Annotated in this window: 26 protein-coding genes and 1 pseudogene; 15 read left to right on the plus strand and 12 right to left on the minus strand. The window is 57.2% G+C overall.

What is annotated here, in order from left to right; translation table 11 throughout:
• The first annotated feature begins 59 nt into the window (after positions 1–59).
• The 3 genes from LVW35_RS23720 (at position 60) to LVW35_RS23730 (ending at position 2,398) form a co-directional block, all read left to right on the plus strand.
• Positions 60–1,187: an AAA family ATPase gene (locus LVW35_RS23720; RefSeq protein ID WP_233892272.1), complete on the plus strand. Its 1,128-nt coding sequence runs from the start codon at positions 60–62 to the stop codon at positions 1,185–1,187.
• Positions 1,184–1,849, plus strand: a complete 666-nt coding sequence (locus LVW35_RS23725; protein WP_233892273.1) for a DUF4276 family protein — start codon at positions 1,184–1,186, stop codon at positions 1,847–1,849. Before LVW35_RS23720 ends, LVW35_RS23725 begins: the two co-directional genes overlap by 4 nt.
• Positions 1,850–2,068: 219 nt before the next feature.
• On the plus strand, positions 2,069–2,398 hold the full coding sequence (locus LVW35_RS23730; RefSeq protein WP_233892274.1) for a hypothetical protein: 330 nt from the start codon (positions 2,069–2,071) through the stop codon (positions 2,396–2,398).
• A gap of 5 nt (positions 2,399–2,403) precedes the next feature.
• Here LVW35_RS23730 and LVW35_RS23735 read toward each other — a convergent pair whose 3' ends face one another.
• On the minus strand, positions 2,404–3,039 hold the full coding sequence (locus LVW35_RS23735; RefSeq protein WP_233892275.1) for a LysE family translocator: 636 nt from the start codon (positions 3,037–3,039) through the stop codon (positions 2,404–2,406).
• A gap of 141 nt (positions 3,040–3,180) precedes the next feature.
• On the opposite strand from LVW35_RS23735, the gene LVW35_RS23740 reads away from it, so the two are divergent.
• From LVW35_RS23740 to LVW35_RS23760, 5 genes are all read left to right on the plus strand, one after another.
• Positions 3,181–3,552, plus strand: a complete 372-nt coding sequence (locus LVW35_RS23740; protein ID WP_065926020.1) for a PH domain-containing protein — start codon at positions 3,181–3,183, stop codon at positions 3,550–3,552.
• Between the two features lie 240 nt (positions 3,553–3,792).
• Positions 3,793–4,947: an S-type pyocin domain-containing protein gene (locus tag LVW35_RS23745; RefSeq protein ID WP_233892276.1), complete on the plus strand. Its 1,155-nt coding sequence runs from the start codon at positions 3,793–3,795 to the stop codon at positions 4,945–4,947.
• 7 nt (positions 4,948–4,954) lie between these two features.
• Positions 4,955–5,212 carry a colicin E3-like toxin immunity protein gene (locus tag LVW35_RS23750; RefSeq protein ID WP_233892277.1) on the plus strand — a complete coding sequence of 86 codons (258 nt, stop codon included), beginning with the start codon at positions 4,955–4,957 and terminating at the stop codon, positions 5,210–5,212.
• A gap of 24 nt (positions 5,213–5,236) precedes the next feature.
• Positions 5,237–5,860 (plus strand): DUF3916 domain-containing protein, encoded by a 624-nt coding sequence (locus LVW35_RS23755; RefSeq protein ID WP_233892278.1) that lies wholly within the window; start codon positions 5,237–5,239, stop codon positions 5,858–5,860.
• Positions 5,861–5,960: 100 nt separating this feature from the next.
• Positions 5,961–6,248 carry a colicin E3-like toxin immunity protein gene (locus LVW35_RS23760; RefSeq protein WP_233896543.1) on the plus strand — a complete coding sequence of 96 codons (288 nt, stop codon included), beginning with the start codon at positions 5,961–5,963 and terminating at the stop codon, positions 6,246–6,248.
• A 144-nt stretch (positions 6,249–6,392) separates the two neighbouring features.
• On the opposite strand, the gene LVW35_RS23765 is transcribed toward LVW35_RS23760, so the two are convergent.
• From LVW35_RS23765 to LVW35_RS23775, 3 genes are all read right to left on the minus strand, one after another.
• Entirely contained in the window at positions 6,393–6,959 is a 567-nt protein-coding gene (locus LVW35_RS23765; protein ID WP_233892279.1) for a hypothetical protein, read from the minus strand.
• A 67-nt stretch (positions 6,960–7,026) separates the two neighbouring features.
• Entirely contained in the window at positions 7,027–9,075 is a 2,049-nt protein-coding gene (locus LVW35_RS23770; RefSeq protein WP_233892280.1) for a hypothetical protein, read from the minus strand.
• A gap of 52 nt (positions 9,076–9,127) precedes the next feature.
• Positions 9,128–9,502, minus strand: a complete 375-nt coding sequence (locus LVW35_RS23775) for a c-type cytochrome (RefSeq protein ID WP_233892281.1) — start codon at positions 9,500–9,502, stop codon at positions 9,128–9,130.
• A 225-nt stretch (positions 9,503–9,727) separates the two neighbouring features.
• Here LVW35_RS23775 and LVW35_RS23780 point away from each other — a divergent pair, with 225 nt between their 5' ends.
• The 3 genes from LVW35_RS23780 (at position 9,728) to LVW35_RS23790 (ending at position 13,158) form a co-directional block, all read left to right on the plus strand.
• On the plus strand, positions 9,728–10,108 hold the full coding sequence (locus LVW35_RS23780; protein WP_233892282.1) for a response regulator: 381 nt from the start codon (positions 9,728–9,730) through the stop codon (positions 10,106–10,108).
• 195 nt (positions 10,109–10,303) lie between these two features.
• Positions 10,304–10,918, plus strand: coding sequence for a biliverdin-producing heme oxygenase (locus LVW35_RS23785; RefSeq protein ID WP_233892283.1), 615 nt, complete (start codon positions 10,304–10,306; stop codon positions 10,916–10,918).
• A complete protein-coding gene (locus tag LVW35_RS23790) occupies positions 10,915–13,158 on the plus strand; it encodes an ATP-binding protein (RefSeq protein WP_233892284.1) in 2,244 nt (747 codons plus the stop codon). Before LVW35_RS23785 ends, LVW35_RS23790 begins: the two co-directional genes overlap by 4 nt.
• A 70-nt stretch (positions 13,159–13,228) precedes the next feature.
• Here LVW35_RS23790 and LVW35_RS23795 read toward each other — a convergent pair.
• Positions 13,229–13,519 (minus strand): annotated as a pseudogene (locus tag LVW35_RS23795) (ATP-binding protein); the annotation flags it as partial.
• 137 nt (positions 13,520–13,656) lie between these two features.
• On the opposite strand from LVW35_RS23795, the gene LVW35_RS23800 reads away from it, so the two are divergent.
• Positions 13,657–15,555, plus strand: coding sequence for an alkaline phosphatase D family protein (locus LVW35_RS23800; RefSeq protein WP_233892285.1), 1,899 nt, complete (start codon positions 13,657–13,659; stop codon positions 15,553–15,555).
• Between the two features lie 140 nt (positions 15,556–15,695).
• Positions 15,696–16,709, plus strand: a complete 1,014-nt coding sequence (locus LVW35_RS23805) for a sensor domain-containing diguanylate cyclase (protein ID WP_233892286.1) — start codon at positions 15,696–15,698, stop codon at positions 16,707–16,709.
• Positions 16,710–16,721: 12 nt separating this feature from the next.
• Here LVW35_RS23805 and LVW35_RS29275 read toward each other — a convergent pair whose 3' ends face one another.
• Complete coding sequence (locus LVW35_RS29275) at positions 16,722–16,886, minus strand: hypothetical protein (protein ID WP_442799702.1); 165 nt, start codon at positions 16,884–16,886, stop codon at positions 16,722–16,724.
• A 173-nt stretch (positions 16,887–17,059) separates the two neighbouring features.
• Here LVW35_RS29275 and LVW35_RS23815 point away from each other — a divergent pair, with 173 nt between their 5' ends.
• Together LVW35_RS23815 and LVW35_RS23820 are read left to right on the plus strand one after the other, a co-directional pair.
• The gene (locus LVW35_RS23815) at positions 17,060–18,313 is read left to right on the plus strand and encodes a 2-aminoadipate transaminase (RefSeq protein ID WP_233892287.1); all 1,254 of its coding nucleotides are present in this window, start codon (positions 17,060–17,062) and stop codon (positions 18,311–18,313) included.
• Between the two features lie 112 nt (positions 18,314–18,425).
• The gene (locus LVW35_RS23820) at positions 18,426–19,145 is read left to right on the plus strand and encodes a hypothetical protein (RefSeq protein WP_233892288.1); all 720 of its coding nucleotides are present in this window, start codon (positions 18,426–18,428) and stop codon (positions 19,143–19,145) included.
• Positions 19,146–19,214: 69 nt separating this feature from the next.
• On the opposite strand, the gene ptaA is transcribed toward LVW35_RS23820, so the two are convergent.
• The 6 genes from ptaA to cyoA form a co-directional block, all read right to left on the minus strand.
• Complete coding sequence (ptaA, locus tag LVW35_RS23825) at positions 19,215–20,300, minus strand: pyoverdine biosynthesis transaminase PtaA (RefSeq protein WP_233892289.1); 1,086 nt, start codon at positions 20,298–20,300, stop codon at positions 19,215–19,217.
• A gap of 145 nt (positions 20,301–20,445) precedes the next feature.
• Positions 20,446–21,333 (minus strand): heme o synthase, encoded by an 888-nt coding sequence (gene cyoE, locus LVW35_RS23830; protein WP_003194050.1) that lies wholly within the window; start codon positions 21,331–21,333, stop codon positions 20,446–20,448.
• A gap of 11 nt (positions 21,334–21,344) precedes the next feature.
• Positions 21,345–21,686: a cytochrome o ubiquinol oxidase subunit IV gene (cyoD, locus tag LVW35_RS23835; protein WP_016979640.1), complete on the minus strand. Its 342-nt coding sequence runs from the start codon at positions 21,684–21,686 to the stop codon at positions 21,345–21,347.
• Positions 21,686–22,312, minus strand: coding sequence for a cytochrome o ubiquinol oxidase subunit III (locus LVW35_RS23840; protein WP_010206435.1), 627 nt, complete (start codon positions 22,310–22,312; stop codon positions 21,686–21,688). The genes cyoD and LVW35_RS23840 overlap by 1 nt, the downstream gene beginning before the upstream one ends.
• A gap of 3 nt (positions 22,313–22,315) precedes the next feature.
• Positions 22,316–24,334: a cytochrome o ubiquinol oxidase subunit I gene (gene cyoB, locus LVW35_RS23845; protein ID WP_233892290.1), complete on the minus strand. Its 2,019-nt coding sequence runs from the start codon at positions 24,332–24,334 to the stop codon at positions 22,316–22,318.
• A 3-nt stretch (positions 24,335–24,337) separates the two neighbouring features.
• The gene (cyoA, locus tag LVW35_RS23850) at positions 24,338–25,279 is read right to left on the minus strand and encodes a ubiquinol oxidase subunit II (RefSeq protein ID WP_233892291.1); all 942 of its coding nucleotides are present in this window, start codon (positions 25,277–25,279) and stop codon (positions 24,338–24,340) included.
• Between the last annotated feature and the right edge of the window lie 237 nt (positions 25,280–25,516).

Here is a 25,516-nt window from a genome sequence, read left to right on the forward strand (position 1 = left end):
CTATCAACGACAGCGGCTTTGGACTCAACGAGCAGCGCCGCTAAAGGAATCAAGCAGCAATGAGCACAAAGAACCCGATCAGCCGGCTCACCATCAAAGGCTTCAAGTCCATCAAAAGCCTTGAAGACTTGCATCTGGGCAGCCTGAACGTGCTGCTGGGTGCCAACGGTGCGGGCAAGAGCAGCTTCGTTTCTTACTTTCGCATGCTCAGCGAAATGATGGATTTGCGTCTTAAAAAGTGGACGACCCAACAAGGCTCGGCGGACCGAATTGTCAGCTTCGGCGTCAAGGAAACTCAGCAGATCAGTTCCTATGTCCATTTTGGCTTGAACGGCTATGAGTTCGAGTTGGAACCGACCGTGGACGGTGACTTTGTTTTTTCCAATGAACGGCTCTTTTTTGACGGCCCCATGTATGGCTCCGAGTGGATTCCACTGGGCTCCGGGCATCAGGAGACCAAGCTTAAAAAAGCCTACGACATCAAACAGTTCCAAGCCCCCTACAAAAACAATGTTGTAGCGTACTGCTACGAATCGATTTCCAGCTGGAAGGTTTTCCACTTCCACGACACCAGCGAAACCGCGAGCGTCAAACGCTACGGACCGGCTCATATCGACGACTATCTCCGTCCAGACGCGTCGAACCTGGCGGCCTATCTGCACCGCTTAGCCACCGAGACGCCTGAGGTCTATGACCAGATCCGAAAGACGATCCAACTGGCGATTCCGTTCTTCGACGACTTTGTGCTCAAGCCTGTGCGACTGGACACCCAGGAAGAATTGATCAACCTGCAATGGCGTCAGAAGGACAGCGACTACACCTTCTGGCCGAGCCAGCTCTCGGACGGTTCGATCCGTTTCATCTGCTTGGTAACCGCCCTGCTCCAGCCTGACCCGCCATCGACCATCATCATTGATGAGCCGGAACTCGGCCTGCATCCCTACGCCATCACCCTACTGGGTTCAATGCTGCGATCAGCCTCCACCCGAATGCAGGTGATTGTCTCAACGCAGTCAGTGCCTCTGGTGAATGAATTCTCAATCGATGACCTGATCATCGTCGAGCGGGAAAAAGGTGCGACCGTCTTCAAGCGCCTTGACGAAGAAGCCTTCGAAACATGGCTGGACGATTATTCGGTAGGTGAGCTGTGGGAGAAAAACATTCTGGGCGGGAGGCCGCGTAAATGATTCGAGTCCACGTCATCTGCGAGGGCCAGACAGAAGAAATGTTCATCAATGAGGTATTAGCGGATGCTTTCCAGCACAAGGGTATTTATCTGATGCCCGCGCTGATTGGTAAACCCGGCCACAAAGGCGGCAACTTTCGCTTCGAGCGCTTGCTGACTGACGTAGAGAAACGCCTCCTTGGCGACCGCCAAGCTTACTGCACCACATTCTTCGACTTCTATGGCCTGCCCGAGGAGTTTCCTGGCAAAACAAATGCCGCCGGCAAAAACACCATGGATGAAAAAGCTGATTGCTTGCTTGATGCCATGGTGAAGAGGCTCACAAACAAACTCGGCGATGACGCCATGCGCCGATTCATTCCCTATGTGCAGATGTACGAATTCGAAGGCTTGCTTTTCAGTTGCCCGAGACGGCTAGCGGTCGGGATCAACCAGCCAATTCTTGAAGAACGGTTTGTGCAAATACGAAACGAATTTGAAAGCCCGGAAACAATCAACAACAGTCCAATGACTGCGCCAAGCAAAAGGCTTCAGAAGCTCTACGCTGGCTATGACAAGCCACTGCATGGTTCTCTCGCCGCGATTGAGATCGGCCTGCCGATCATCCGCGAGCAATGCACTCGGTTCGATGCCTGGATCAGGCAGTTGGAATCATTGGAGTAGAACAGCGAGCCTCGAATATGTTGAAACCCGACCGCCCTTGCCGAGCGGTTGGTGAGTTTGTTTCAACAGCGTGATCGTTGGAGCATGGCCAATTGACTTCATTCCTTGGGCAGATGACATTACGGGCGCGCGATCCAACCGGGTCACACTATTGGGTCTTTTTTTTCCTGTGCAGAACAGTGATCATCGCCCTCCCCAAAAGTCCCAAGAACCGAAACCATGGAATTGACGCTGGAAGCGGTTGCGCTCTTTGCACTGAAAATCGCGCACGAGACGGACGGCGGCAGCCCGGTTTTGCGGGATGATCCGGTGATGGATGGTTATGAGCGGGAAATGTTTGGGTTATTGGTGCGGCAGCGGGATCTGGCCGTTATACAATCCAAACTCGCGGAATGTGTCGATCAAGCACTCGAGGCATTGGGCGGGGTCGATACGGTGATGGGCCGCGAGCTGCAACGGTTGGCAAGTGACGTGCAAAACACTGCTCAGTTGGATGAGCTGCGCGGGCCACTGACCAACCTGAAGGACTACCTGAAAGCCATCCTGTAAGGCGCCTACCGCCGTTCTTCCACCGCCATCCGCACCGCCAGTCCCATCAGCACCGAGCCCATCAGCCAGCGCTGCACCACCTGCCAACCCGGCCGGGTGACGAAAAACACCGCGATCGCCCCCGCCATCGTGGCAATCATCGCGTTGACGCTCACGCTGATGAAAATCTGCGTAAAGCCCAGCACCAGGGATTGCGCCAGCACACTGCCATGGCCATTCGGGTCGATGAACTGGGGCAGCAACGACAAATACATCACCGCCACCTTGGGGTTGAGCAGGTTGGTCACCAAACCCATGGTGAACAGCTTGCGCGGGCTGTCCATGGGCAAGTCCCGCACCTGGAATGGCGAGCGCCCGCCCGGCCGTATGGCCTGCCAAGCCATGTAGGCCAGGTACAACGCACCGCCGAAGCGCAGCGCGTCATAGGCAAACGGCACTGCCATGACCAAGGCCGTGATCCCCAACGCCGCGCACACCATGTAGACCAAAAAACCCAACGCCACGCCACCCAGGGAAATCAGCCCCGCCGTGCGCCCCTGGCAAATCGATCGAGAGATGAGGTAAATCATGTTCGGCCCGGGCGTGAGCACCATGCCGAGCGAGATGAGCGCATAGGCCAGCCAGCTGGACACTTCAGGCATTGTTCGGCTCCTTGGTCGTTTTTCTGTCGACGTGAAACATTTGGCCAACGTTGTAGGCTTGGATGCCATGGTAGGGCGTTCAAAATGCGCGCGTTAGATACAGATCCGCGAGTAAAACGGCATACACCCAAGAGGCAGGACATGATCGACTTCAACAACAAAGGCTTCTTCAAGCTCAAGCAAAACAACGAATACGCCGAACGCGTCGCCGCCCTGCTGCTGGACGGCGAAGAAGTGATCGACGCGTACAAGGCCATGCGCGACGGCGTGGTGTTCACCACCAAGCGCATCATCGCGGTGAACGTGCAGGGGATTACCGGGAGCAAGAAGGACTTCACGTCGCTGCCATATAAAAACATCGTGGCGTATTCGGTGGAGACATCCGGGACGTTTGATCTGGACTCGGAGCTGGAGATTTACTTTTCATCGCTGGGCAAAGTGAAATTCGAATTTACCGGCAAAACCTCGATTGTGGAAATCTCGCGGTTGATTTCCAAACATCTGCTGACCTGATCGGCAGGCCGTCGCTGACTGCCTGAACCCCAATCAAAGTGTGGGAGGGGGCCTGCCCCCGATGGGGCCCCCTCCCACACCATCAAACTACAGTCTTAAACCCCAAGGCGCTCAAACGCTCGCCTTCTAGAGCGCTGACAACCTGTTGCCTTTTCCCACGCCAGCCATCGAACAAAGCCAATACCTCCCATCGCTCCACCTTCGTAGGCTCACCTCCTCGCACAAGGAAGTGAGCCCGTCATGCCAGAACGCTTTTACCCACCCACCGAAGAAGAGTTACGCAAACGACGCATCCTGACGCCGCAGCCGTCGCGGGTTCCGTATTCACCGGCTGTTGATTTTTTCGAGCCATCCCCTGCCCCAGCCCCCACGCTGGCCAGACCTCCCGGTTGCGTCTTCATGAAGCCATGCCAACTGCCTGATGGCATCACTCATTATTTCAACCCGGCCGGGTATGTGCCGTTGGAGCTGATCAAGGAATACGGCCACTTAAGCCTGCTGGGTGGGCGTGAGGTGGACAGCAGGGGCGGGGTTGCCTTGCGCAAGATCGGCGGCAGCACATTGCCCGCTGGCTTGGGTCAGTTGGCGTTGCGGTCGGCGGTTTGGGAGTCGGCGGCCACTGCTGTTGGATCGGTCGCCGGTGGCCTGCTGACGGGATTGGTGGCGCTGGCCTGGCCGTCCGAGCTGGGTGATAGCGCGCTCTACAGCGAGGAGCAGTTGCGTTCAATGCAACAGGCGCGGTCGCAGATGCGGTTACATATCGAGCAACGGGCGGACGGCACGCTCAAGGGGTATGGGTTTTACACGGGCAACCATGCCGATTGGCAAATGATTGATGTGGTGCAGTTCCAAAACCGTGGCGATCAGTTTGTGGCGGATCTGGATGAAGGTGTAGAGCTGATCTGGACGCCCGCCGTTGATCCCAGTGACACGCTGGGGATTCCGCCATTGGAGGCTGCGCCACAAGCGCCGGTGATCTGGATTTATCCGCCGACGGAGAAGGCCGCGCAGATTCTGGTGAACCCGATTTATCCACCGGAGTATCGGGATTTTATTCTGGTGTTCCCGGTGGAGTCGGGGGTTCGGCCGCTTTATGTGGTTGTCAGTGTCAAGGCCGGGGATCACAAGTACCACAAGGCACCTAATACTGAACAAATAACCGGCTTTTCAGGCCTGATCAAAGCAAAACCCATGACTCCCAGACAGGGTGGTGCCGGGTTGAGGGAGCGTTGGATTGAGGAAAAAGGCCGGAGAGTCTATGAGTGGGACTCTCAACATGGGGAATTGGAAGTTTATCTAGCAAGTGATGGGAGCCATCTGGGTGCGTTCAGCCACGTAACCGGCGAGCAGCTAAAAGGACCGAAGAAAAAGCGAAATATCAGAAAATACCTGTGAGGGCTACATGGGACTAAAAGTGAGATTGGAATGGTTCGACAGAACCACAGAGCAGCTACGTGGAGCGGAGGAGTCGGCAGACCTAAGAGACGACTACTCGGTTATTTCCGAGCTTGGGCTGTCGCCAGCCGAGGACATCAATAACGGCATGTTTGAACTGCGCCGGGAGTGGCTAGCACTGATACAGACACACTTCTCTCATGAAATTGCTCTGTCAGAAAGCGATTACTTCATCGCGTTTGATTACGAAGATACAAACGAATAACACAAACTTCGAGAATTCAGCTTCATGCGTAGACTGTCACTCACAAACAAAAAACTCCGCAACATCCCTAGACACCTCAGAGCCCTAACCCGCTGGGCAGACAGCTTCGAAGGCTGCTTTTACGAAGAGTTATCGTCGCCACCGGACTATGTAGATTTAAGAATCCCAGTTATTGAAAACCTTGTCGAAGGTAAACAAACTACACCAGACATTCAGACGCATTGCGCTCAACAGTTGATTAACGTAGCAGGCCACCTATTTAAAGCCCGGCCAGACGATGCCCCTGAGTGCTGGATTGTCGCATGCATCATGGTCCCGGACATGTTCTCAAGCCGAGTCTGTGTCTACACCGACAAAGGCCGCTACCTCGGTCACACCCAACCCTTTGACTATGAGTACTTCCGTCAAATCCGCATCACCGGTCGAAGCCTGGCTTGCGAATGGGGCTTGGTGGTTCCTCCAGGCCTACACGAAGTTGGCTTTCACTTCATCCACGAGGACGAAGAAGGAAACATCTTCGAATCAGAGCATTGGTACTTCGGTGAAGTCAGCACGACCGATGACGACCCTGACGCAGGGCGCTGGAAGTATCAAACCTTCAGGTCCTTCCAAGCGCAGCATCCGCATTTGTTTGGTCCGTCCATTTAACCCGCATTTATCTCACTCTCCGTCCCGGAACAACATCAGGTTTCCCAGTTGTGTCCTCACTAAAACTATCGCAATTACCGACAGAGAGGGGCGTCCAAAAATAGTGATGAAAATCAGACTACGATGGTACGAAAAGCACAGCAACGACTTGAAAGCGGATGAGTACTCAGCGGATATCGCAGACCCAGACAGTGTTTTTGAAGCATTGGACTTAGGCGAAGAGGCCGCAATATATGCCGACGTATTCAACGTGCTGCCGAGTTGGATAACGATTATTCAGCCGTACTTTCAGCACACGATCGAACCCGACCGCCTCGACTATCAGATTTCCTTTCGCTATCAAGGCGCCTGGCCACCTCCGCCAAAGCAACTCAAAAAGGCGTCTTGATGCAATGCAAAAGCCTCTCCTCTACCGCTCAGTCAACACCCGAACCCATGGCGTGCGCCACGGCAGTTGTCGCGCCTACCGATATGAGCGGTACACCAAAGGCGAAAAAGACAAACCATCAAATCGCGGTTCGATGCACAGCTCTCAACCCGACTTAACCCCACTCCCCGCCTCAGCCACCGGTACCCGATTTGCCGGGTCCGTCACGTCATACACATGCTGCTCACACCCCGAACCCTTGAATTGGAATTCCACCAGATACACTTTTGCCTTCTCCGGGCTGAACGTATTCATCTCCGGCCCGCAGGTGTAGTAGTAACCAGTACGGGTGTCGTTCGCGTAACCCGATACAGTGAGTTTCTTGCCGGGGTCGGCCTGGATTTCCAGTTGTGGGAAACGCTTGAAGCCCGCACTGGCCACGGTCTGGTTGAGCTTGGCGATCCAGTTCAAGACCTTGCCTTCGCCGATGTCCATCACCGTGCCGAGGGCTTCCATGCGTGAGTCGGGGTCGCCTTCGCGACTGATCGAGAAGTCGACGGCGGGGGTGCCGCCACTGGACTTCATAATGACTTTGGCATGTTCCGCATCCACAGCCACGGTTTTCTGGCGAAACTGAATGCCGTCCTTGAACAGGCTGGATGATGAGTCGCGTTGGTTGGATTGGCAGGCGCCCAGGGCCAGAGCGAGGGAGAGCAACGCGATTGGCTTCACGGGGGATATCCTTATCGAATGAGGGTGATGAAGAGACTAGGGCTCACAGGGAATGTTCCAAACCTTGTCACCTGTCAATTTTGCGCAGTTTGCCGCCTGAAACCGACTGCGCCACGGCCAATTGTTCCTCGAAGCTGAAACCCGAAAGCTCGTAGAACAAACTCCGCACTGGCTGAGCCTGTTCGCCACGCAGGGGGTACCTGTGCAGCCGAGGCTGGGCCATGGCCCGGAGAACCCTGATCAAGGCCGGATTCGCAGCATAACCTGCGAACTCACGCTGTGCGCCTTCGACATCGCTATATAAGGCATAGCCGTAGTCGTAAGCGGTATCAGAGTCCGAACGTCCTCCAAACCGAACTTCGCCATCCTTGAGAAAATGCCTGAGCAAGTGAGCGTCCAGAATGGGCACGTCGTCACATGCAAAACCGGCGTGGTAAGGACCACTGACGATCACCAGCGGCAGCACAGTGACTTCGGACGCGTCACTGAGGTGTGGAAAATACTGGCTGCAAAATACCCCCAGTCCTTGCTGAATATGCTGGGCTTTTCGCCGCGCCTGGCGGGCTTTATGGGTGACGCCATTGTTATCGGAAAAATCGTTGTGGTAATCCAGCGGTGTTATCGGTGCTCGACGACTGCGCAGTTCACACACCACCAGCAGACTGCCAAACGAGAACACAAGGTCGATCTCCTCGACAACGTTGGACGTTCCTCTGAACTTCACCGCCCCCAACCATGTCAAGCCCGCCATGATCGGGTTGGTTCTGCGACAATCTTCCAACACCGCGAGCAGGTAACGTTCAAACAGTCGTCCGCGTTGCTTCCCTTTGGGGTCGATGATGTTGAGCCAGATATCAAAATTCCTGGAGATGCTGGCCGTCAACGGCGCACTGATCGGAATCAGTACGTCTTCATCCACCTTCACCAACGGTCGCGACCACAGGTCGTGCTGCAGGCTCTTGGCCTCGTAAACGAGCAGATCAATGGCCGCGTTTACCTGGTCAAACGCAAGCCCCGTGCACTCAGCAAGCCGCACGACCAGGGTGTTACGGGAAAACCTCGGACACAGCTTGAGCAGATCTTCCCACTGCCGAGGCGCAGGCATCTGACCATAGTGCTCTTTAAGTTGAGCCGCGATCACCGAAAGGTGCAGCCAGATATGCAGCAGGTTTTGGCACTCGGTGCTTTTTACAGCCGGGTCGGGAGAGGCGTCGAACAACGGATGCAGGTACTCGTCGATCATGTAATACGGCGATAGATACGCATAAAGCGCGGCTGTCTGGACGCTGTCGCTTAATTCAGACCAGTTGCCGATCGACAACACGTCAGTGTCGACGCATTGGATATAGCGCTGCCACCCGAGCCGGGGCACATAGGTTTGGCGACCCTGACGAATGTCATTGGAAATTCTCAGACCGTTGGTGCCGTTGTGGTGATCACGGCGGTATTCATAAATCACTTTGACCAGATCCAGATGCTCCGACGCAGAGGAGAGCAGTACGCCTTTGGAATCGGCAAAAAACTCCATGCCGCCGTACAACAACTCTTGCCATATTTTTTTGAAACTATGGGTCAGTTGAACCAGGTCGCTTTCATAGGCAAAAAAATTGATAGCGCTGAGCATATGCGGGCAATTGTCGGGGAACAGCACACGCAGGTCATGGCGGTTTTGATACAGATCCCAGATCGGCCCGCAGAGCGAATCCAGCCGCAGCATATTGAGGTGATCCGGTGGCAGGCCGGATTCACCGTTGGTCAATGAAGAACGGAATGAAAGGTGCTCTTCAAGGGATGCTGTCGGGTTGGCCTTGACGGCCTGCAGGGCCTCGGCGGCCATTGCGCAGAAGAAGTGATTGGCCGACCCGATATGCGCGCTGATCAGCGCGTCATACGTCAGCGGCTCATTTGCACTGAACGAATAGTGCAGACGGCTGCTCTTCACCCGTTGAAATTGGGTGTTCAGCCAGCGTGCGCCCTCCAAAAAGCCTCTTTCGATGCTGTGTCCTGGATAAAGCGCCTGGTACTTCACAATCCAATCGTTGATGTCGAACTCGTCGAGCATCGCGGGATGTGCCAGTTGTTTGTTGCGGGCGAGCTTGAGCAGTTGCCGGTCCATCAGCGTGCCTCTGGGTTTTGTAAGGTGAAGCCCGGGCTTCGATCAACACACATCACTTGGGCTGGAAGGTTTCCAGATACGCCAGAATGTTTTCAATCTTCTCCTGGTCACTGATGCCCCAGAAGATCATCCGCGTCCCACTCACCACCTTCTTCGGCGCCTCGATATAGGCCGCGAGCTTGTCGCGGGTCCAGATCACACCGGAGTTTTTCATTGCGTCGGAATACTGGTAGTCGGTGGTAGTGCCGGCGGGCCGGCCGATGATGCCGTTAAGTTCCGGGCCGAAGCCACCGCGGGCGCCTTCACCGATGCTGTGGCAGCCGCCGCAGGTCTTGGTGAAGAGCTTGCCGCCCGCTTCGGCATCGCCGGCCGCAAAGGCGGGGCTTGCGTTGAGGACCAGGACGAGGGTTAACAAGGCGTACTTCATGGACGGTTCCACTGCAGGTGTAGCGGTGATTATGCCTGTTTGTCAGGAATGCATGCCCATCCAGATCACGGTTTCGGACCAGGCGGTGGCCACTGGGTTCAACCACCCGGCAATGCGCACCTTAGCCCTCTAAAACGACCATCCATCGCCTTGAACACTTCCAATCGAACCTATCCAGACAAGTTCCACTCCACCTCTATGAACCCTGATGGTGGAGTATGGATCATGGCTCAGCCATCGATTTTGGTATTGGAAGACGACGAAATCATTCGGGCGTTGATGGTGGATGTGCTGGAAGATTTCGGCGCGGTGGTGACGTCGTTTCCTTCGGCGGATGAAGGGATGATTTACCTGGAACGGGGCGATGACCCGGTTGACTTGATTGTCAGTGACATTCAAATGCCCGGTTTGCTGAATGGCTACGACTTGAGCAAAGTGGTGGCGCATCGCTGGCCGACGGTGCCGGTGGTGTTGACATCGGGCAATACCAAACTGGCGGCGCAATTGGGGGGGTCGGTGCGATTCCTGCCCAAACCGTGGAGCACCGAACATTTGATTGAATGTGTGCAGACGGCGCTGACTCAGCAGGGTTTATACATGCATTGATAGCGTCGCGACATCACTTAAACCGAACTTCGCGCAATGCGCTGTGGTCATTATTGACGCAAGGAGCGACTTTTTTGATCCGTCGGTCAGCCTTTTCGCCTTGCGCGCACAGATGAAGGCTCTGAGGTGTGTAGAATCGTCGCCCATTTCCACGCGTCATTCATGGCCGAGAGGCCCACAGTTCGAGCTTATTGAATGCATTCACAGGCCCATGACGTCGGTGCGCCCTCATTGCTGGAAGCGTTGCGCACAGGCACCGCCCTGCTGCATGTAGCGTTGGAAAAGCGCCTGCCGTTTTTCTCTGAGCGCCTCGATGCCGACTGGTATAGGCGCTTGCTCCAGGCGTATTACGGCTTTTATAGGCAGGTGGAGTCAGTGCTGCATGACAGTGGCTTGATTCCCGATGGATACGATGGCGCGTTGCGCGTGAAAACTCCCACGCTGGTGCATGACCTCTACGCGTTGGGCCTGGATGATCACACCATCAACAACCTGCCCCGTTGCTTCGAGCTCCCGACGTTAGATACCCCCGCTGCTTGCCTTGGCGCGCTTTATGTCCTCGAAGGCGCGACCTTGGGCGGCCAAGTGCTGCGCCGCGAAATGGTCCAGCGCCTGGGCGTAACTGCCGAGAACGGCGGTGCCTTTCTCAATATCTATGGCGTAGAAACCGGCCGGCGCTGGAAAGACTTTCTTGATTACCTGGGTGACCAGCCACTGGATGCGACGGCGAAACAGCGCGCCGTGGAGGCCGCTCGTTCGACATTTCGCTGCTTTGAGCAATGGCTCGACAGCCAGGAGGTACTGCTATGAAACCCGAAGATTTTGAAGAGCTGCTTGCCAACTGTGCCGACGAGCCCATCCGCTTCCCAGGGGCGATCCAACCTCACGGTGTGTTGCTGACACTGTCAGAGCCGGAGCTGAATATCATCCAGGTCAGCGCCAACATCGGCACGTTGTTCGGACACGCACCCGAGACGCTACTGGGCGAGCCGCTGCACACGCTGATCGGCTCCGAACACGCGAAGGCCGTGCAGACGATGGCGGAGCACAATACGTTCTTCGACGCACCGCGGCTGCACGTCACCCTCAACGGCGCGGAGTTCGAAGGCCTGCTACACCGCCATCAGAATGTACTGGTGCTGGAGTTCGAACCTCGCCTCCAGGATTTCCGCCCACGGGCACTGAATGGTCGCACCAGCGACCTTGGCAAAATGCTGCAACGCTTGCAGTCGGCGAAAACCCTGCAAGCGCTGTATGAAATCAGCGTGACCGAAATCCAGGCCATGACCGGCTACGACCGCGTACTGATCTATCGTTTCGAAGAGGAAGGCCATGGCCAGGTGATCGCCGAAGCGTCAGCGCCGTCCATGGAACTGTTCAACGGGCTGTTCTTCCCTGCGTCCGACATCCCCGAGCAGGCCCGCGAGCTGTATCGCACCAACTGGCTGCGCATCATCCCGAATGCAGCCTATGAGCCGGTGCCCCTGCTACCCAAGCTGCGCCCGGACACCGGCCTACCGTTGGACTTGAGCTTCGCCACACTGCGCAGCGTGTCGCCGATTCACTGCCAGTACATGCAGAACATGGGCGTGCTGTCGTCCATGAGCATCTCGCTGATGAAGGGCGACAAACTCTGGGGCCTGATCAGCTGCGGTAACCGCGAACCGCTGCTGGTGCCCAATGACCTGCGCACGGCCTGCCAGACCATCGGCCAGGTGCTGTCGTTGCAGATCAGCGCCATGGAAGCACTGGACCTGAGCCGTCAACGCGAGGAGAAAATCGAGGCCCTGGCCCGCCTGGATAAGGCCATGAAAGCGTCGGAAGAAAACGTGTTCGACGGCCTGGCCCAGCAACCGCAATTGCTGATGGACCTGACCCTGTCCGACGGCGTGGCAATCATCGAAGACAAGCAACTGCACCGCTACGGCAACTGCCCGGAACCGGCGCAGATCCGTGCGCTGCACAAGTGGTTGCAGGAAGGCGGCGAGCCGGTGTTTTCCAGTCATAACCTGGCCTCGGTCTACCCGCCGGCCGCCGAGTTCCAGCAGGTCGCCAGCGGCGTGTTAGCCATGAGCTTGCCCAAGCCTGTGGATAACGGCGTGCTGTGGTTTCGTCCGGAAGTCAAACAGAATATCAATTGGAGCGGTGACCCGAAAAAGCCGCTGGACCTGGAAAATTCCGACGCAGGTCTGCGCCTTCGCCCACGCACCTCGTTTGAAATCTGGAAGGTGGAAATGGCCGGTATCTCCACCAAGTGGAGCCATGGCGATCGCTTTGCCGCCAATGACTTGCGGCGCTCGGCTCTGGAAAACGACCTGGCCCGCCAAGTGCTGCGCGAACAACAGGCCGTGCGCGCCCGTGATGAGCTGGTGGCGGTGGTGTCCCACGACCTGCGCAACCCGATGACGGTCATCTCGATGCTGTGCGGCATGATGCAGAAGGCCTTCAGCTCCGAAGGCCCACATACATCGCGGCGTATTTCTTCGGCCATCGACACCATGCAGCAGGCCGCCGGGCGCATGAACGTGTTGCTGGAAGATTTGCTCGACACTTCAAAAATCGAGGCCGGGCGTTATGTGGTCAAGCCGGTGGCGCTGGACGTAAGCCAGATGTTCGACGAGGCCTACTCATTGCTCGCGCCGCTGGCAATGGAAAAAGGCATCGACCTGTCGTTCAACGCCGAACCGGGCCTGCAGATCAATGCTGACCCGGAGCGTCTGTTCCAGGTGCTGTCGAACCTGATTGGCAACGCCATTAAGTTCACGCCGCGGCAGGGCAATATCGGTATCAGCGCTATGAGTAATGGCGAGGAGATTGTGTTTGCGGTGCGTGACTCGGGCGACGGCATTGCCCCGGAGCAACTGCCCCACGTATTTGATCGTTACTGGACACAGGCGGAAAACAACCCGACCGGCAGTGGACTGGGGCTGTACATCACGCAAGGTATCGTTCACGCCCACGGTGGCAAGATCGTTGCTGAAAGTGAAGTGGGGCGTGGCAGTGAGTTTCGGTTTACGGTGCCAAAGGTGATTGAAGTCTCACACACCTGACTGATCGTCTCTGCTGGAAGACCGGTTTTTTGTGGTGAGCGGGCTCACCACGAGATCCCCGCTTGCCACGTTAAACCGGCAACACCACTACGGCCCTAACCCGCCCCCCTGGCGCTCGCCCATGGTGAGGGTACCGCCATGTTCCAGCACAATCTTTCGGGCGGTCGAAAGCCCCAGCCCGACACCACCCGAGCTTTGGTTGCGTGAGCCCTCAAGGCGATAGAACGGCAGGAACACCTGCTCGCGATACTCAACGGGAATGCCCGGCCCCACGAATCACCACCTCACCATTGTTCTGCTGCAACTCGATCTGCGGCGCCGCGCCGTAGTGAATCGCGTTGTCCATCAGGTTGGTCATCATCGCAAGGACATCATTGAGCTTGCAACTCACCTGATCATGGCCGAGGAGCGCAGCGCCTGGTATTGCGCTCTGTTAACAAAACGCCGACATTCTCTGGGTTACCCTTTTGGTTTTACCCTGTGTGAGTTCCTGCCTTCATGCCTCAACCCGAAATACTGCCCACCGTGATTGCCGGCCCGATATTGCGGCGACTGGAGCCACAGCGCCTGGTCATATGGCTGGTGGGAAGTCGTACCCTGACGTTGTCATTGAGGTTGCAATTACCCCAAGCTGAGACCCAAGACATCCGCATTGGCGCAGAACACTGCCAAACCGTGCCCGTCGGGCGTCACGCGTTCATTCACCTGATCGACATTCGGCTGCCTCAGCCTCTCCCCCAGAATGTAGTCATCGGCTACGACTTGCGGGTCGACGATATCGGCATCGCCGACTGGGCTCCACATCTGCTGTATGCCAATACCCACTGCCCAAGTTTCGTATTGCACAGCCGCATCCATCAGTTGGTACACGGCTCATGTCGCAAACCCCATCACAGTGCCGACGAAGGACTGCTGTGTGTCGACCGCTTGCTGGCCGACGCGTGCACCCCGGCAGAACGCCCCGCCCTGCTGATGATGAGTGGCGATCAGGTCTACGCCGACGATGTGGCCGGACCGATGCTGCGGGCGATACATGCATTGATCACCCGCTTGGGCCTGTTCGATGAATACCTCGAGGGTGCCGTGGTCGACGACAGTGCCAGTCTCTACGGGCATAGCGCCAGCTATTACCATCGCGCCGATCTGCTGCCAGCGCTGGACAGTAATGAGACCCTGCGCGAACGCTTCTTTGGCGGTGTAAAAAAACCTATCTTCACCAGTAGTACCGCCGACAACCATCTGGTGACCTTCGCTGAAGTCATCGCGATGTACTTGCTGGTGTGGTCGCCCACGCCCTGGGCATTGATCACGCCGGAACCGCCACAATTGAGCGTGGAAAGACAACAGCGCTACGCTCGCGAGCAGGTGCAGATCGACCGGTTCCGCGACGGACTGCCGGGTGCTGCGCGGGTCTTCGCCCACCTCTCTACCTTGATGATCTTTGACGATCACGACATCACCGACGACTGGAACCTCAGCGCCCAATGGGAAGAGACCGCCTACGGCCACCCCTTCTCCAAGCGCATCATCGGCAACGCCCTGCTGGCTTACCTGCTGTGCCAAGGTTGGGGTAACCAACCGGATGCGTTTGACGAGCTGATCGACCAAACCCAAACGCTCACTGCTCAGGCCCAGGCCAACCACCTGAATGCAGCCGCGCAGGATGAATTGCTCGAAACGTTGCTCAGATTCCAACGCTGGCATTACGTGCTGCCCACCACCCCCGCGTTGGTGGTGCTCGACACCCGCACTCGACGTTGGCGCAGCGAGTTCACCCTCAAGCAACCTTCCGGCTTGCTGGACTGGGAAGCCTTGAGCGAACTGCAGCAGGAACTGCTCGACCACCCCTCGGCCATCATCGTCTCGCCCGCACCGATCTTTGGCGTGAAATTGATCGAGACAGTACAGAAGATTTTCAGCTGGTGCGGCCACCCCTTGCTGGTGGACGCAGAGAACTGGATGGCCCATCGCGGCGCTGCCCAGGTGATCCTCAATATCTTCCGTCACTCACGTACCCCGGGGAACTACGTGATCCTCTCGGGTGATGTGCACTACTCGTTCGTCTATGAAGTGCTGATCCGCCACCGCAATGCCGGTCCCAGGATCTGGCAGATTACCAGCAGCGGTATCAAGAACGAATTCCCACCGCGATTACTGGAGTGGTTCGACCGCCTAAACCGCTGGTTCTATTCGCCCCGCTCGCCGCTCAACTGGTTTACGCGCCGTCGCACCATGCAGGTGGTGCCACATATTCCGGAGCATGCTGAAGCGGGAGAACGGTTGTGGAATTCGGCAGGGATCGGCCAGGTGTTTTTTAACGAGCAGGGCCAGCCTGAGGCAATTTACCAGCACAACGCGGATGGGAAACCGCAGACGAAAATGATCGCACCAGAATAATAGCTAATCGCTATCAGTCTTTGATCGTACATTTGACCTGTTCAAAGCACCCCAGTGCTGTTGTACAGTAGCGCCAGCCACGGAGTATGGGCGTCAACAACGGCAGGCCTCGAACACCTGCTCGTGCAAGGAAAGCGCAGATGAACGATGCCTCCGACAATAACTCCTTAAAGCAAGATTTCTCTCACTTCAACGCTGACATGCTGCACACCATTCTGGAGCTGGTCAGCGACGGAATATGGGATTGGAACGCCAATACCGGGTTCGTCTACCGCAACCCAGGCTGGTACGAAATGCTGGGCTATCACCGCCATGCGCTGGAGAACAGCGTATTCACCTGGGAGAACGTGATCCATCGGGATGACTACCCTCGGGTGATGAAGCTGTTTGACGACTACATCCACCGCCGTGCCCCTCACTATCAAGCTGAATACCGTTGCCGCAAAAAAGATGGCAGCTACTTGTGGATCGAAGACCGGGGCTACGTGATTGAGCGCAATGCTGACGGCTCGGTCGCGCGCATGGTGGGTGCCCACCGCAATATAGACCTACGCAAAAGCTCCGTCGAACAGTTAGAGCGGCGCAACCAGTCCCTTGAAGCACTGGTGGCGGAGCGCACACGCGAGCTGTCGCGGGTCAACCAGCAGTTGCAGCTGCAGCTGGACGAGAATCGCTCTCTGGCTGAAAGGGACGCCTTGACCCTCGTCGCCAATCGCTACCGCCTGGAAAAATTCCTGCTGGAAGAATGCGACCGCGCCCAGCGCTTTCGTCTGCCGCTGTCTCTTGTTGCGATGGACGTTGATGACTTCAAATCGATCAATGACCGATACGGTCACGGGGTGGGCGATCAGACGCTGGTGCAGGCGGTTAAATGCCTGCAAAGCTGTATCCGCCCTGATGACCTGCTGGCCCGATGGGGTGGCGATGAGTTTGTGCTGGTACTGCCCAGAACCTCGCTGGAGATCGCAAAAACAATGGCGGCGAGTATCCGTCTGAAGTTGAAGAACAGCCCGCACAGGGACGACTTCAAGGTCACCCTGAGCCTGGGTGTGGCCGAGCGTCAAACCGATGAAGCCCCCGCTGCCTTGATAGCGCGTGCCGATCAAGCGCTGTATCGCGCCAAGGCGGCGGGGAAGGATGGCGTGTCCGAATAACACCCCAGCGTGTTATCGAATCGGCGGCGCGTACTGGATGCCACCATTGTTCCACAGCGCGTTGAGCCCGCGCTTGATCTTCAGCACGCTGCCCTGGCCGAAGAACTGGCCCAGGGCAGTTTGATGATGCCATGGGACTACGCAATGCCGAGCAGCGGCGCGTACTTTATCGCGCATGCCGAACATGCCGGCGAGCCTCCCAAAGCGCAGGCATTCCTGAACAGGATGGTGGAGTGCACCGGCGCACATCCCGACTTTCAGTCATGACCCGGCGACTTTATTTCGTTTGCGACAAGGGCGGGCGCCCGGCTTAGATAAAAACAAGTCCGCCACTGCCGAGTCCTCGATTCATGAGCCGCGAAACCATTAGCCAGTCGATTTCCATCGTTCACCCCATCAGCCTCAGCCACGGTAAAAACGCCGAGGTCTGGGACACCTCGGGCAAACGCTATATCGATTTTGTCGGCGGTATTGGGGTGCTCAACCTCGGGCATTGCCACCCCGGCGTGGTCGAGGCGATTCGTGACCAGGCGACCAAACTGACCCACTACGCGTTCAATGCCGCACCTCACGCGCCCTATATCGAGCTGATGGATCGCCTTACCGCGTTTATCCCGGTGGACTACCCGGTCAGCGGCATGCTCACCAACAGCGGCGCGGAGGCGGCGGAAAACGCGCTGAAGATCGTGCGCGGCGCCACCGGCCGCACGGCGGTGATCGCGTTTGACGGCGCGTTCCATGGCCGCACCCTGGCCACGCTCAACCTCAATGGCAAGGTCGCGCCCTACAAGCAAAAGGTCGGTGTACTACCAGGGCCCGTGTATCACCTGCCCTACCCCAGTGCCGATAACGGCGTAACCTGCGCCGAGGCGCTGAAGGCTATGGAGCGTCTGTTCAACGTAGAAATCGACGTCAACGATGTAGCCTGTTTCATCATCGAACCTGTACAGGGTGAGGGGGGATTTCTCGCACTGGATATCGAGTTCGCCCAAGCACTAAGGCGTTTTTGCGATGAGCACAACATCCTGCTGATTGCCGATGAAATCCAATCCGGCTTTGGCCGTACCGGCCAGCGCTTTGCCTTCTCGCGCCTGGGGATCGAACCGGACCTGATCCTGCTGGGTAAAAGCATCGCTGGCGGTGTACCGCTGGGCGCGGTCGTTGGACGCAAGACACTGATGGACAACCTGCCCAAAGGCGGCCTGGGCGGCACCTACTCTGGTAACCCTATTGCCTGCGCCGCAGCATTGGCAACTCTCGATGCGATGACCGATGAACACCTGGAAACCTGGGGTTCACAACAGGAAGAAGCCATCGTCAGCCGTTATCAAACCTGGCGCGCGCAGGGCCTGTCGCCTTACCTCGGGCACCTGACCGGCGTAGGCGCCATGCGCGGTATCGAGCTGACTAACGCGGACGGCACGCCTGCCCCCCGGCAACTGGCGCAACTGCTGGAGCTGGCGCGCAACGCCGGCCTGCTGCTGATGCCCAGTGGCAAGTCGCGGCATATCATCCGCTTGCTGGCACCGCTGACCACCGAGCCTGCGGTACTGGAGGAAGGCTTGGATATCCTGGAAGCCTGCTTCAAACAGCTCATCGCTTAAGAAACGGCCGGACAAATTGATGGGGGCAGAGTGCTGCCTTGACCTGACCTCCCTCCCCCCTGAAAATGCCCGACGCTTTTTTGTCCTCGTTTACTGAAGTAGTGAAATTTCAATGTCCGATTCTTACACCGAAACATCCGCCGCCGAAGAATCCGTAGTCGCCTTGCACTCAAAAGCCGAATACGAAAACGCCATCAATCTTTCACAGCATGTGCCCGCCGCTAAAATCATCAGTGAGATGGTGCTGGACGCGTTCCACACGTCCAAGGAAAGCGACCAGATCCGCGAGCTGCGCGTGGCTATCCGTCAGGCCCATGATGCTTTCGACGACGACAAGGCCTATGACCTGATGGGTCAGCTCAAGCAACTCAAGGATGCCGAGGCCGCTGATAACGCTGCCCTGGAAAACCTGAGCAGCCAGTTTTCCATTAGCCGCATCCTGTCCAGCTTCAAGGACGACCCCGAGTTCCAGGAACTGGTCTACGGCCTGGCATTGAAAGTGCTGAACCAGAGCCACCAGGCCATCAGCAACCCGAGTGCCGGCAAGAACAAGGCGTCACGGCCCAAGAAAGAAGCCGAAGTGTTTGTGATCAGCAAGGATGGCATCAGCGTCACCCTGCCGCTGCGCACGCCACGTTCGAAGCTGAACGTCGACCGTGAGGCGTTCGAGTTCCTGGGCTTCAGCTTTGTGGGTGAAGGGGATGAGGCGGAATTGGAAGTCGAGAGCTTCGTAGATAACTCCGGTGCCGAGCAACCGTTGAGCCGCAAGAGCGTGATTACTGCGTTGCAGCAGCAGAGTGCGTTCGATGGGTACAGCATCGCGCAGCAGTAACCCATTACCAGCAGCACTGCTGAAACCCTAGTGGGAGCGGGCTTGCTCCCACATTTGTTCTGCGTCGCATCAACTGACCTGTGCCGCAAACACCTCGCGAAACCGCGCCATCTCGCGCTTATCCCCCACCGTCACCCGCACCCACTGCGGCCAGCCTTTGAACACCCGGCCGATCATCACGCCTTGCGCTGCAAGCCTCTCGATCACCTGCTCCGCCGGTTGCCTCACGTCGATCATGAAGCAGTTGGCCTGGGAGGCCGTGCAACTGAAACCGCGCCCCTTCAACCAGGCCACGGTTTCATCACGCAACTGATTGTTGAGGGCCTTGCGTTGTGGCAACAGCTTCACGTCTTCCAGGCTGGCGAGGCCGCCGAGCAAGGTGGTGCCGGCCGGGACATTGTCGCCGCCAAACACGGCCAGGCTTTCCAGCAACGCTGGATGGCCGATCGCCAAGCCCAGGCGGGCGCCAGCCATGCCGTATATTTTCGAGAACGTGCGCAGCACCAGCAGGTCGTCGTGATCCTTGACCCAACTGACCACACTGGGCACATCGGCGAAATCGATGTAGGCCTCGTCCACCACCAGCACGCTGCCTTTGGGTTTGTCCGCTAATGCCTGGCGGATGGCGTCGACGGGCGTAACGGTGCCAGTGGGGTTGTTGGGGTTGCACAGGTAGAGCATGCCGGCCTGTGGATCGGCGGTGAGCATGGCCGGGATGTCGTGGGCGTGGTCAGCGTTGAGGCTGACTTGCTGCACCGGCGTCTTGTTCGCCTGCGCGGCCTGGCGCGGCACTTCGTAGGACGGCGCGGCCATCACCAGCCCGCGGGTTTCACTGGTAAATGCCAGCACCGCATAACGCAAGGCGGCCATGGAGCCGGCAAACACTGCCACCTGTTCTTCGGCAATGCCCTGCTGCTGGGCAAACAATCCGGCCAGGGCGTACATGTGGTTGTAGGGATAACGCCCGGACGTCGCGATGCCACGCTGCATCGCTTCACGGGCGGCCTGGGAGGGCCCGTAGGGGCTTTCGTTGTAGTTGAGCAGTACCTTGTCGGCCTTGGTCGGCGGTGGGCTGGCGACGGCCCAATCCAGGCGTCCCAACAATGGCAGGGCCGCGCCCAGGGCGAGAAGGGAGCGACGACTAACGCTGACCATATGGCAACTCCTTGTAGACGGGTAATGGATTCGCACAGCTCGTACAGAGGGGTATGACGAGAAACATGCCCGCGAATTTAAAACCACGCCCAAGAAAAAGCCCCGCGCTTCTCTCGAAGGCGGGGCTTTTTCACTGCGGGACCACTCAGTGAGCGTAGGTCAGCAACAGCTCTTTCGGCACTTGGAAATCCAGGGACATCATCACGCTCAGCGCGGTGATGGTGAAGATCGAGAACACGAACAGCTTGCGTGCCCAGACGGTGTCGTCCACCGCCTTGTAGCCGGTCCAGGCCATGTACAACCAGTACATGCCCATGGCGGCGGCGACGGCAAGGTAACTCATGCCGGCGTAGCCACTGAAGGTCAACATCAAGGTCGCCACGAGGAAGGCCAGGATGTACAGCAGGATGTGTTTCTTGGCGACCTGGATGCCACGCTTGACCGGCAGGACCGGAATCGACGCAGCCAGGTAGTCATTGAAGCGGAAAATCGCGATGGCGTAGGAATGCGGCATCTGCCACAGGCTGAACATCACCAGTAGCGTCAGCGCGGCCATATCGAAGCTATTGGTTACAGCCACATAACCAATCACCGGCGGCATCGCCCCCGACAGGCTGCCCACCAGCGTGCCGTGAACCGACTTGCGCTTGAGGTACAGGCTGTAGAGGCCGACGTAGATGACAAAACCGATCACGGCAAACAGTGCCGCCAACGGGTTGGCCACTTTGTACAACAACGCCACACCGGCAACACCCAGGACGGTCGCATAGATCAGTGCCAGCTTCAGGGAGATAAGGCCCTGGACCAGCACGCGATTCTTGGTGCGCTCCATCTTGATATCGATGTCACGGTCAATGCAGTTGTTGAACACACATCCGGAAGCTACCACCAGGGAAGTGCCGATCATTGCAGCCAGGAAGATGGCCAGATCGACATGTCCCTTGGAGGCCAGGAAGAAACCGCCCGCCACAGAAAGCACGTTACCGAAAATGATCCCCGGTTTGGTGATTTGGATAAAGTGCTTAAGCGACATCGGGTCTTACCTCACTTCGCCATCATGAACGTATGGATGCTGAACATGATCCATATCGACAGGCCAACCAGCAGTACGATTACGATCCCTGCGAACACGAACGCAACCACGTTGTCGCGCTGCTCCTTGGAACGATCCAGGTGCAGGAAGTACACCAGGTGGACCAGCACCTGAATCACCGCGAACGCCAGGACGATCATCAAGGTGATCGACTTCGGCAGGGTCGGGTACATCACCAGACCGAACGGGATGAGCGTCAGGATTACCGACAGGATGAAGCCGATGGCGTACGACTTAACGCTGCCGTGGCTCGCATCATGGCTGTCATGGTCATGGGAGTGTGCATTAGCCATTACAGAGTCCCCATCAGGTAAACAACGGTGAAGACGCAGATCCAGACCACGTCCAGGAAGTGCCAGAACAGGCTCAGGCAGCTCAGGCGAGTCTTGTTGGTGTTGGTCAGGCCGTGTTTATTGACCTGATACATCATCACCGCCATCCACAGCAGGCCGGCTGTTACGTGCAGACCGTGGGTGCCTACCAGCGTAAAGAACGCAGACAGGAAGCCACTACGGTGCGGGCCGTAGCCTTCGGAGATCAGCAGGTGGAACTCGTTGATCTCCATGCCGATGAAGCCCAGGCCGAACAGGAAGGTCAGTGCCAACCAGCTCAGTACGCCTTTCTTGTTGCCCTTGTAGAAGGCCAACATGGCGAAGCCGTAGGTGATCGAACTGAACAACAGCAAGGCGGTTTCGCCGAGCACGTAAGGCAGTTCGAAGATGTCGTGGCCCGACGGGCCACCCGCTACGTTGTTTACCAGTACCGCGTACACCGCGAAGATCGACGCAAACAAGATGCAGTCGGTCATCAGGTAGAGCCAGAAACCGAAAACGGTCATCGGCCCCGAGTCGTGGTGATGGTCATCGTGCCCATGGTCATCGACATGGGCGTGTCCAGCATTGGTCACTAAGTTCGACATGGTTTAAGCCTGTTCCAACGAGGTTTCTACACGGTTGGCCGGAATCTTCTTCTCGGCTACCAGGCGAGCGTGCTGCTCGGCTTCGATGCGTTCGATCGTTTCGACCGGCACCATGTAGCCTTGATCATCACGGGCAGCGTGAATGATGAAGTAACCGATAGTGCCCACCAGGCTCGCGATTGCCAGCCACCAGATGTGCCAGATCATCGCGAAACCGAACACGGTCAACAGCGCGCCCATCACTACGCCAGTGGCAGTGTTGTTTGGCATGTGGATCGGTTCGTAGTGCTTAGGACGCTGGTACGCAGTACCGTCTTCCTTGGCTTCGGTGAACGCATCAATGGTGTTCGCAGTAGGGATCACGGCGAAGTTGTAGAACGGTGGTGGCGACGAGGTCGACCATTCCAGGGTGTGGCCATTCCATGGGTCACCGGATTCGCAAGCGTTCTGCTTACGGTCACGGACACTCACGTACAGCTGGATCAGCTGGCAGGCGATACCTACCGCGATCATCACCGCACCGAACATGGCGACGTACAGGTACGGCACCCACTCAGGGTTGGTAGTGGCGTTCAGACGACGGGTCATGCCCATGAAACCCAGTGCGTAGAGCGGCATGAACGCGACGAAGAAGCCCGAGATCCAGAACCAGAATGCAGCCTTGCCCCAGCCTTCGTGCAGCTTGAAGCCGAACGCTTTCGGGAAGTAGAAGCTGAAGCCAGCGATGTAACCGAAGACAGCACCACCGATGATCACGTTGTGGAAGTGAGCGATCACGAACAGGCTGTTGTGCAGCACGAAGTCAGCACCCGGGATGGCCAGCAGTACGCCGGTCATGCCGCCGATGGCGAAGGTCACCATGAAGCCCAGGGTCCACAGCACCTGGCTGGTCATGCGCAGACGGCCGTGGTAGATGGTGAACAGCCAGTTGAATAGCTTTACCCCCGTCGGGATGGAAATCAGCATCGTCGCCAGGCCGAAGAAGGCGTTGACGCTGGCCCCCGAACCCATGGTGAAGAAGTGGTGCAGCCACACCATGAAGCCCAGTACCGAGATTGCGCCCGATGCGTAGACCATCGAGTGGTGACCGAACAGGCGCTTGCCGGTAAAGGTCGAGATCACTTCGGAGAAGATACCGAACGCTGGCAGGATCAGGATGTACACCTCAGGGTGACCCCATGCCCAGAACAGGTTCACGTACATCATTGGATTGCCACCAAGTTCATTGGTGAAAATGTGGAAATCCAGGTAACGGTCAAGCGACAGCAGCGCCATGGTAGCGGCCAGGATCGGGAACGATGCCACGATCAGTACGTTTGCCCAGGTGCAGGTCCAGGTGAAGATCGGCATGTCCATCAGTTTCATGCCAGGGGCGCGCATTTTCAGGACGGTGGCCAGGAAGTTGACCCCCGTCAATGTCGTCCCGAGCCCTGATAACTGTAGGGCCCAGATATAGTAGTCCACACCCACGCCAGGGCTGTATTGCAGGCCCGACAATGGCGGATACGCAACCCAACCGGTCTTGGCGAATTCGCCGACGCCCAGGGACACGTTGATCAGCACCACGCCGGAAACCAGCAGCCAGAAGCTCAGGGAGTTCAGGAACGGGTAGGCAACGTCACGGGCACCGATCTGCAGCGGCAAGGCAAGGTTCATCAGGCCGGTGAAGAATGGCATCGCCATGAAGATAATCATGATCACACCGTGAGCGGTGAAGATCTGGTCATAGTGTTCAGGTGGCAGGTAGCCAGGCGAACCCTCGGTGGCCATGGCCAACTGGGTACGCATCATGATGGCGTCGGCAAAACCACGCAGCAGCATGACCATGGCAACGATGACGTACATGACGCCGATTTTCTTGTGGTCGACCGACGTCAGCCACTCGGTCCACAGGTAGGACCATTTCTTGAAATAGGTGATACCCGCTACGAGTGCCAGACCACCCAGCGCGATCATGGCGATGGTCACCATTACGATCGGCTCGTGGAACGGGACCGCATCCCAACTTAATTTACCAAACATCGTTTACTCCTCTGCCCCAGCAGTTGAATGCGAGCCCGTGTCAGAACCTTCAACCGCGGCCACTTCTTTCTTCTCGTGCTTGACCGGCTTGCCTGGCTTCATACCTTCGTACTTGTCGACGATTTTCTGAAACAGGTTCGGCTCATACGCGGAGTACAGGGCGACTGGGTTGTTCTGGCTTGGTTTGGTCAGGGCGTCGTATTCAGCTTGATCAAGCTGTTTAGGTGCGGCCTTGACTTCGGCTACCCAGGCGTTGAAACCTTCCTGGCTCGTCGAGATCGCTTTGAATTTCATGCCGGTGAAGCCAGCGCCGCTGTAGTTTGCGGAGATGCCTTCCATTTCAGCTTTTTCGTTGGCAATCAGGTGCAGGCGGGTTTGCATGCCTGCCATCGCGTAGATCTGGCCGCCCAGGGCCGGGATGAAGAACGAGTTCATCACGGCATCGGAGGTGATCCGGAAGTTCAGCGGGGTGTTTTCCGGGAACTGGATCTCGTTGACCGTGGCGATACCCAGGTCCGGGTAGATGAACAGCCACTTCCAATCCAGCGCGACCACTTCGATGTTGATCGGCTTGACGTCGGACTCCAGCGGACGGTACGGGTCCAGCTCGTGGGTCGACTTGTAGGTGATGTAACCCAGGGCGATGATGATGAGGATCGGCACCAGCCACACCGCGATTTCGATCTTGGTGGAATGCGACCACTTAGGCGCGTAGGTAGCGCTGGTGTTCGACGCGCGGTATTTCCAGGCGAAGGCGAAGGTCATGATGATCACAGGGACCACGACCAGCAGCATCAGCAGGGTGGCGGTGATGATCAGGTTTCGTTGATCCAGACCGATCTGTCCTTTTGGGTCCATCAAGGTCCACTTGCAGCCTCCCAGCATTAACATCATGCCAAGCAGCGGCAAAAAGCCTAGTAATCGGGGGTACCTGTTTTTACTCATCTCACGACCTCTAAAGCAGCTTGCGCAATGCAGTTGGGTTTTGATCGCCAACACTTCACCCTGCCAAGGGTTGGCATTTCTCTTCGATTGAATAAGAGCCTGCCCATCGCGCCATAAAGAGGCGTTTCACGGACCTGCGGTGAGTTCTTATTCGATTTCGTGGTTAAAGGCCTTGTTACAGACCAATTCCATTTGGTGCGGATAGTTGAAAGGCTGTCGGAACCTTGGGGTCGCACA

The organism is Pseudomonas sp. HN11 (genome assembly GCF_021390155.1).
Lineage (GTDB): Bacteria > Pseudomonadota > Gammaproteobacteria > Pseudomonadales > Pseudomonadaceae > Aquipseudomonas.

Excerpts from the sequence above, each read along its gene's own strand:
- LVW35_RS23805 (WP_233892286.1), top strand. The coding sequence starts at position 15,696 with ATGAACGATGCCTCCGACAATAACTCCTTAAAGCAAGATTTCTCTCAC.
- cyoA (WP_233892291.1), bottom strand. The coding sequence starts at position 25,279 with ATGAGTAAAAACAGGTACCCCCGATTACTAGGCTTTTTGCCGCTGCTT.
- LVW35_RS23775 (WP_233892281.1), bottom strand. The coding sequence starts at position 9,502 with ATGAAGTACGCCTTGTTAACCCTCGTCCTGGTCCTCAACGCAAGCCCC.
- LVW35_RS23780 (WP_233892282.1), top strand. The coding sequence starts at position 9,728 with ATGGCTCAGCCATCGATTTTGGTATTGGAAGACGACGAAATCATTCGG.
- LVW35_RS23785 (WP_233892283.1), top strand. The coding sequence starts at position 10,304 with ATGCATTCACAGGCCCATGACGTCGGTGCGCCCTCATTGCTGGAAGCG.
- cyoB (WP_233892290.1), bottom strand. The coding sequence starts at position 24,334 with ATGTTTGGTAAATTAAGTTGGGATGCGGTCCCGTTCCACGAGCCGATC.
- LVW35_RS23770 (WP_233892280.1), bottom strand. The coding sequence starts at position 9,075 with ATGGACCGGCAACTGCTCAAGCTCGCCCGCAACAAACAACTGGCACAT.
- LVW35_RS23720 (WP_233892272.1), top strand. The coding sequence starts at position 60 with ATGAGCACAAAGAACCCGATCAGCCGGCTCACCATCAAAGGCTTCAAG.
- ptaA (WP_233892289.1), bottom strand. The coding sequence starts at position 20,300 with ATGGTCAGCGTTAGTCGTCGCTCCCTTCTCGCCCTGGGCGCGGCCCTG.
- LVW35_RS23800 (WP_233892285.1), top strand. The coding sequence starts at position 13,657 with ATGCCTCAACCCGAAATACTGCCCACCGTGATTGCCGGCCCGATATTG.
- cyoD (WP_016979640.1), bottom strand. The coding sequence starts at position 21,686 with ATGGCTAATGCACACTCCCATGACCATGACAGCCATGATGCGAGCCAC.
- cyoE (WP_003194050.1), bottom strand. The coding sequence starts at position 21,333 with ATGTCGCTTAAGCACTTTATCCAAATCACCAAACCGGGGATCATTTTC.
- LVW35_RS29275 (WP_442799702.1), bottom strand. The coding sequence starts at position 16,886 with ATGCGCGATAAAGTACGCGCCGCTGCTCGGCATTGCGTAGTCCCATGG.
- LVW35_RS23840 (WP_010206435.1), bottom strand. The coding sequence starts at position 22,312 with ATGTCGAACTTAGTGACCAATGCTGGACACGCCCATGTCGATGACCAT.
- LVW35_RS23815 (WP_233892287.1), top strand. The coding sequence starts at position 17,060 with ATGAGCCGCGAAACCATTAGCCAGTCGATTTCCATCGTTCACCCCATC.
- LVW35_RS23750 (WP_233892277.1), top strand. The coding sequence starts at position 4,955 with ATGGGACTAAAAGTGAGATTGGAATGGTTCGACAGAACCACAGAGCAG.
- LVW35_RS23820 (WP_233892288.1), top strand. The coding sequence starts at position 18,426 with ATGTCCGATTCTTACACCGAAACATCCGCCGCCGAAGAATCCGTAGTC.
- LVW35_RS23790 (WP_233892284.1), top strand. The coding sequence starts at position 10,915 with ATGAAACCCGAAGATTTTGAAGAGCTGCTTGCCAACTGTGCCGACGAG.
- LVW35_RS23725 (WP_233892273.1), top strand. The coding sequence starts at position 1,184 with ATGATTCGAGTCCACGTCATCTGCGAGGGCCAGACAGAAGAAATGTTC.
- LVW35_RS23735 (WP_233892275.1), bottom strand. The coding sequence starts at position 3,039 with ATGCCTGAAGTGTCCAGCTGGCTGGCCTATGCGCTCATCTCGCTCGGC.
- LVW35_RS23745 (WP_233892276.1), top strand. The coding sequence starts at position 3,793 with ATGCCAGAACGCTTTTACCCACCCACCGAAGAAGAGTTACGCAAACGA.
- LVW35_RS23755 (WP_233892278.1), top strand. The coding sequence starts at position 5,237 with ATGCGTAGACTGTCACTCACAAACAAAAAACTCCGCAACATCCCTAGA.
- LVW35_RS23730 (WP_233892274.1), top strand. The coding sequence starts at position 2,069 with ATGGAATTGACGCTGGAAGCGGTTGCGCTCTTTGCACTGAAAATCGCG.
- LVW35_RS23740 (WP_065926020.1), top strand. The coding sequence starts at position 3,181 with ATGATCGACTTCAACAACAAAGGCTTCTTCAAGCTCAAGCAAAACAAC.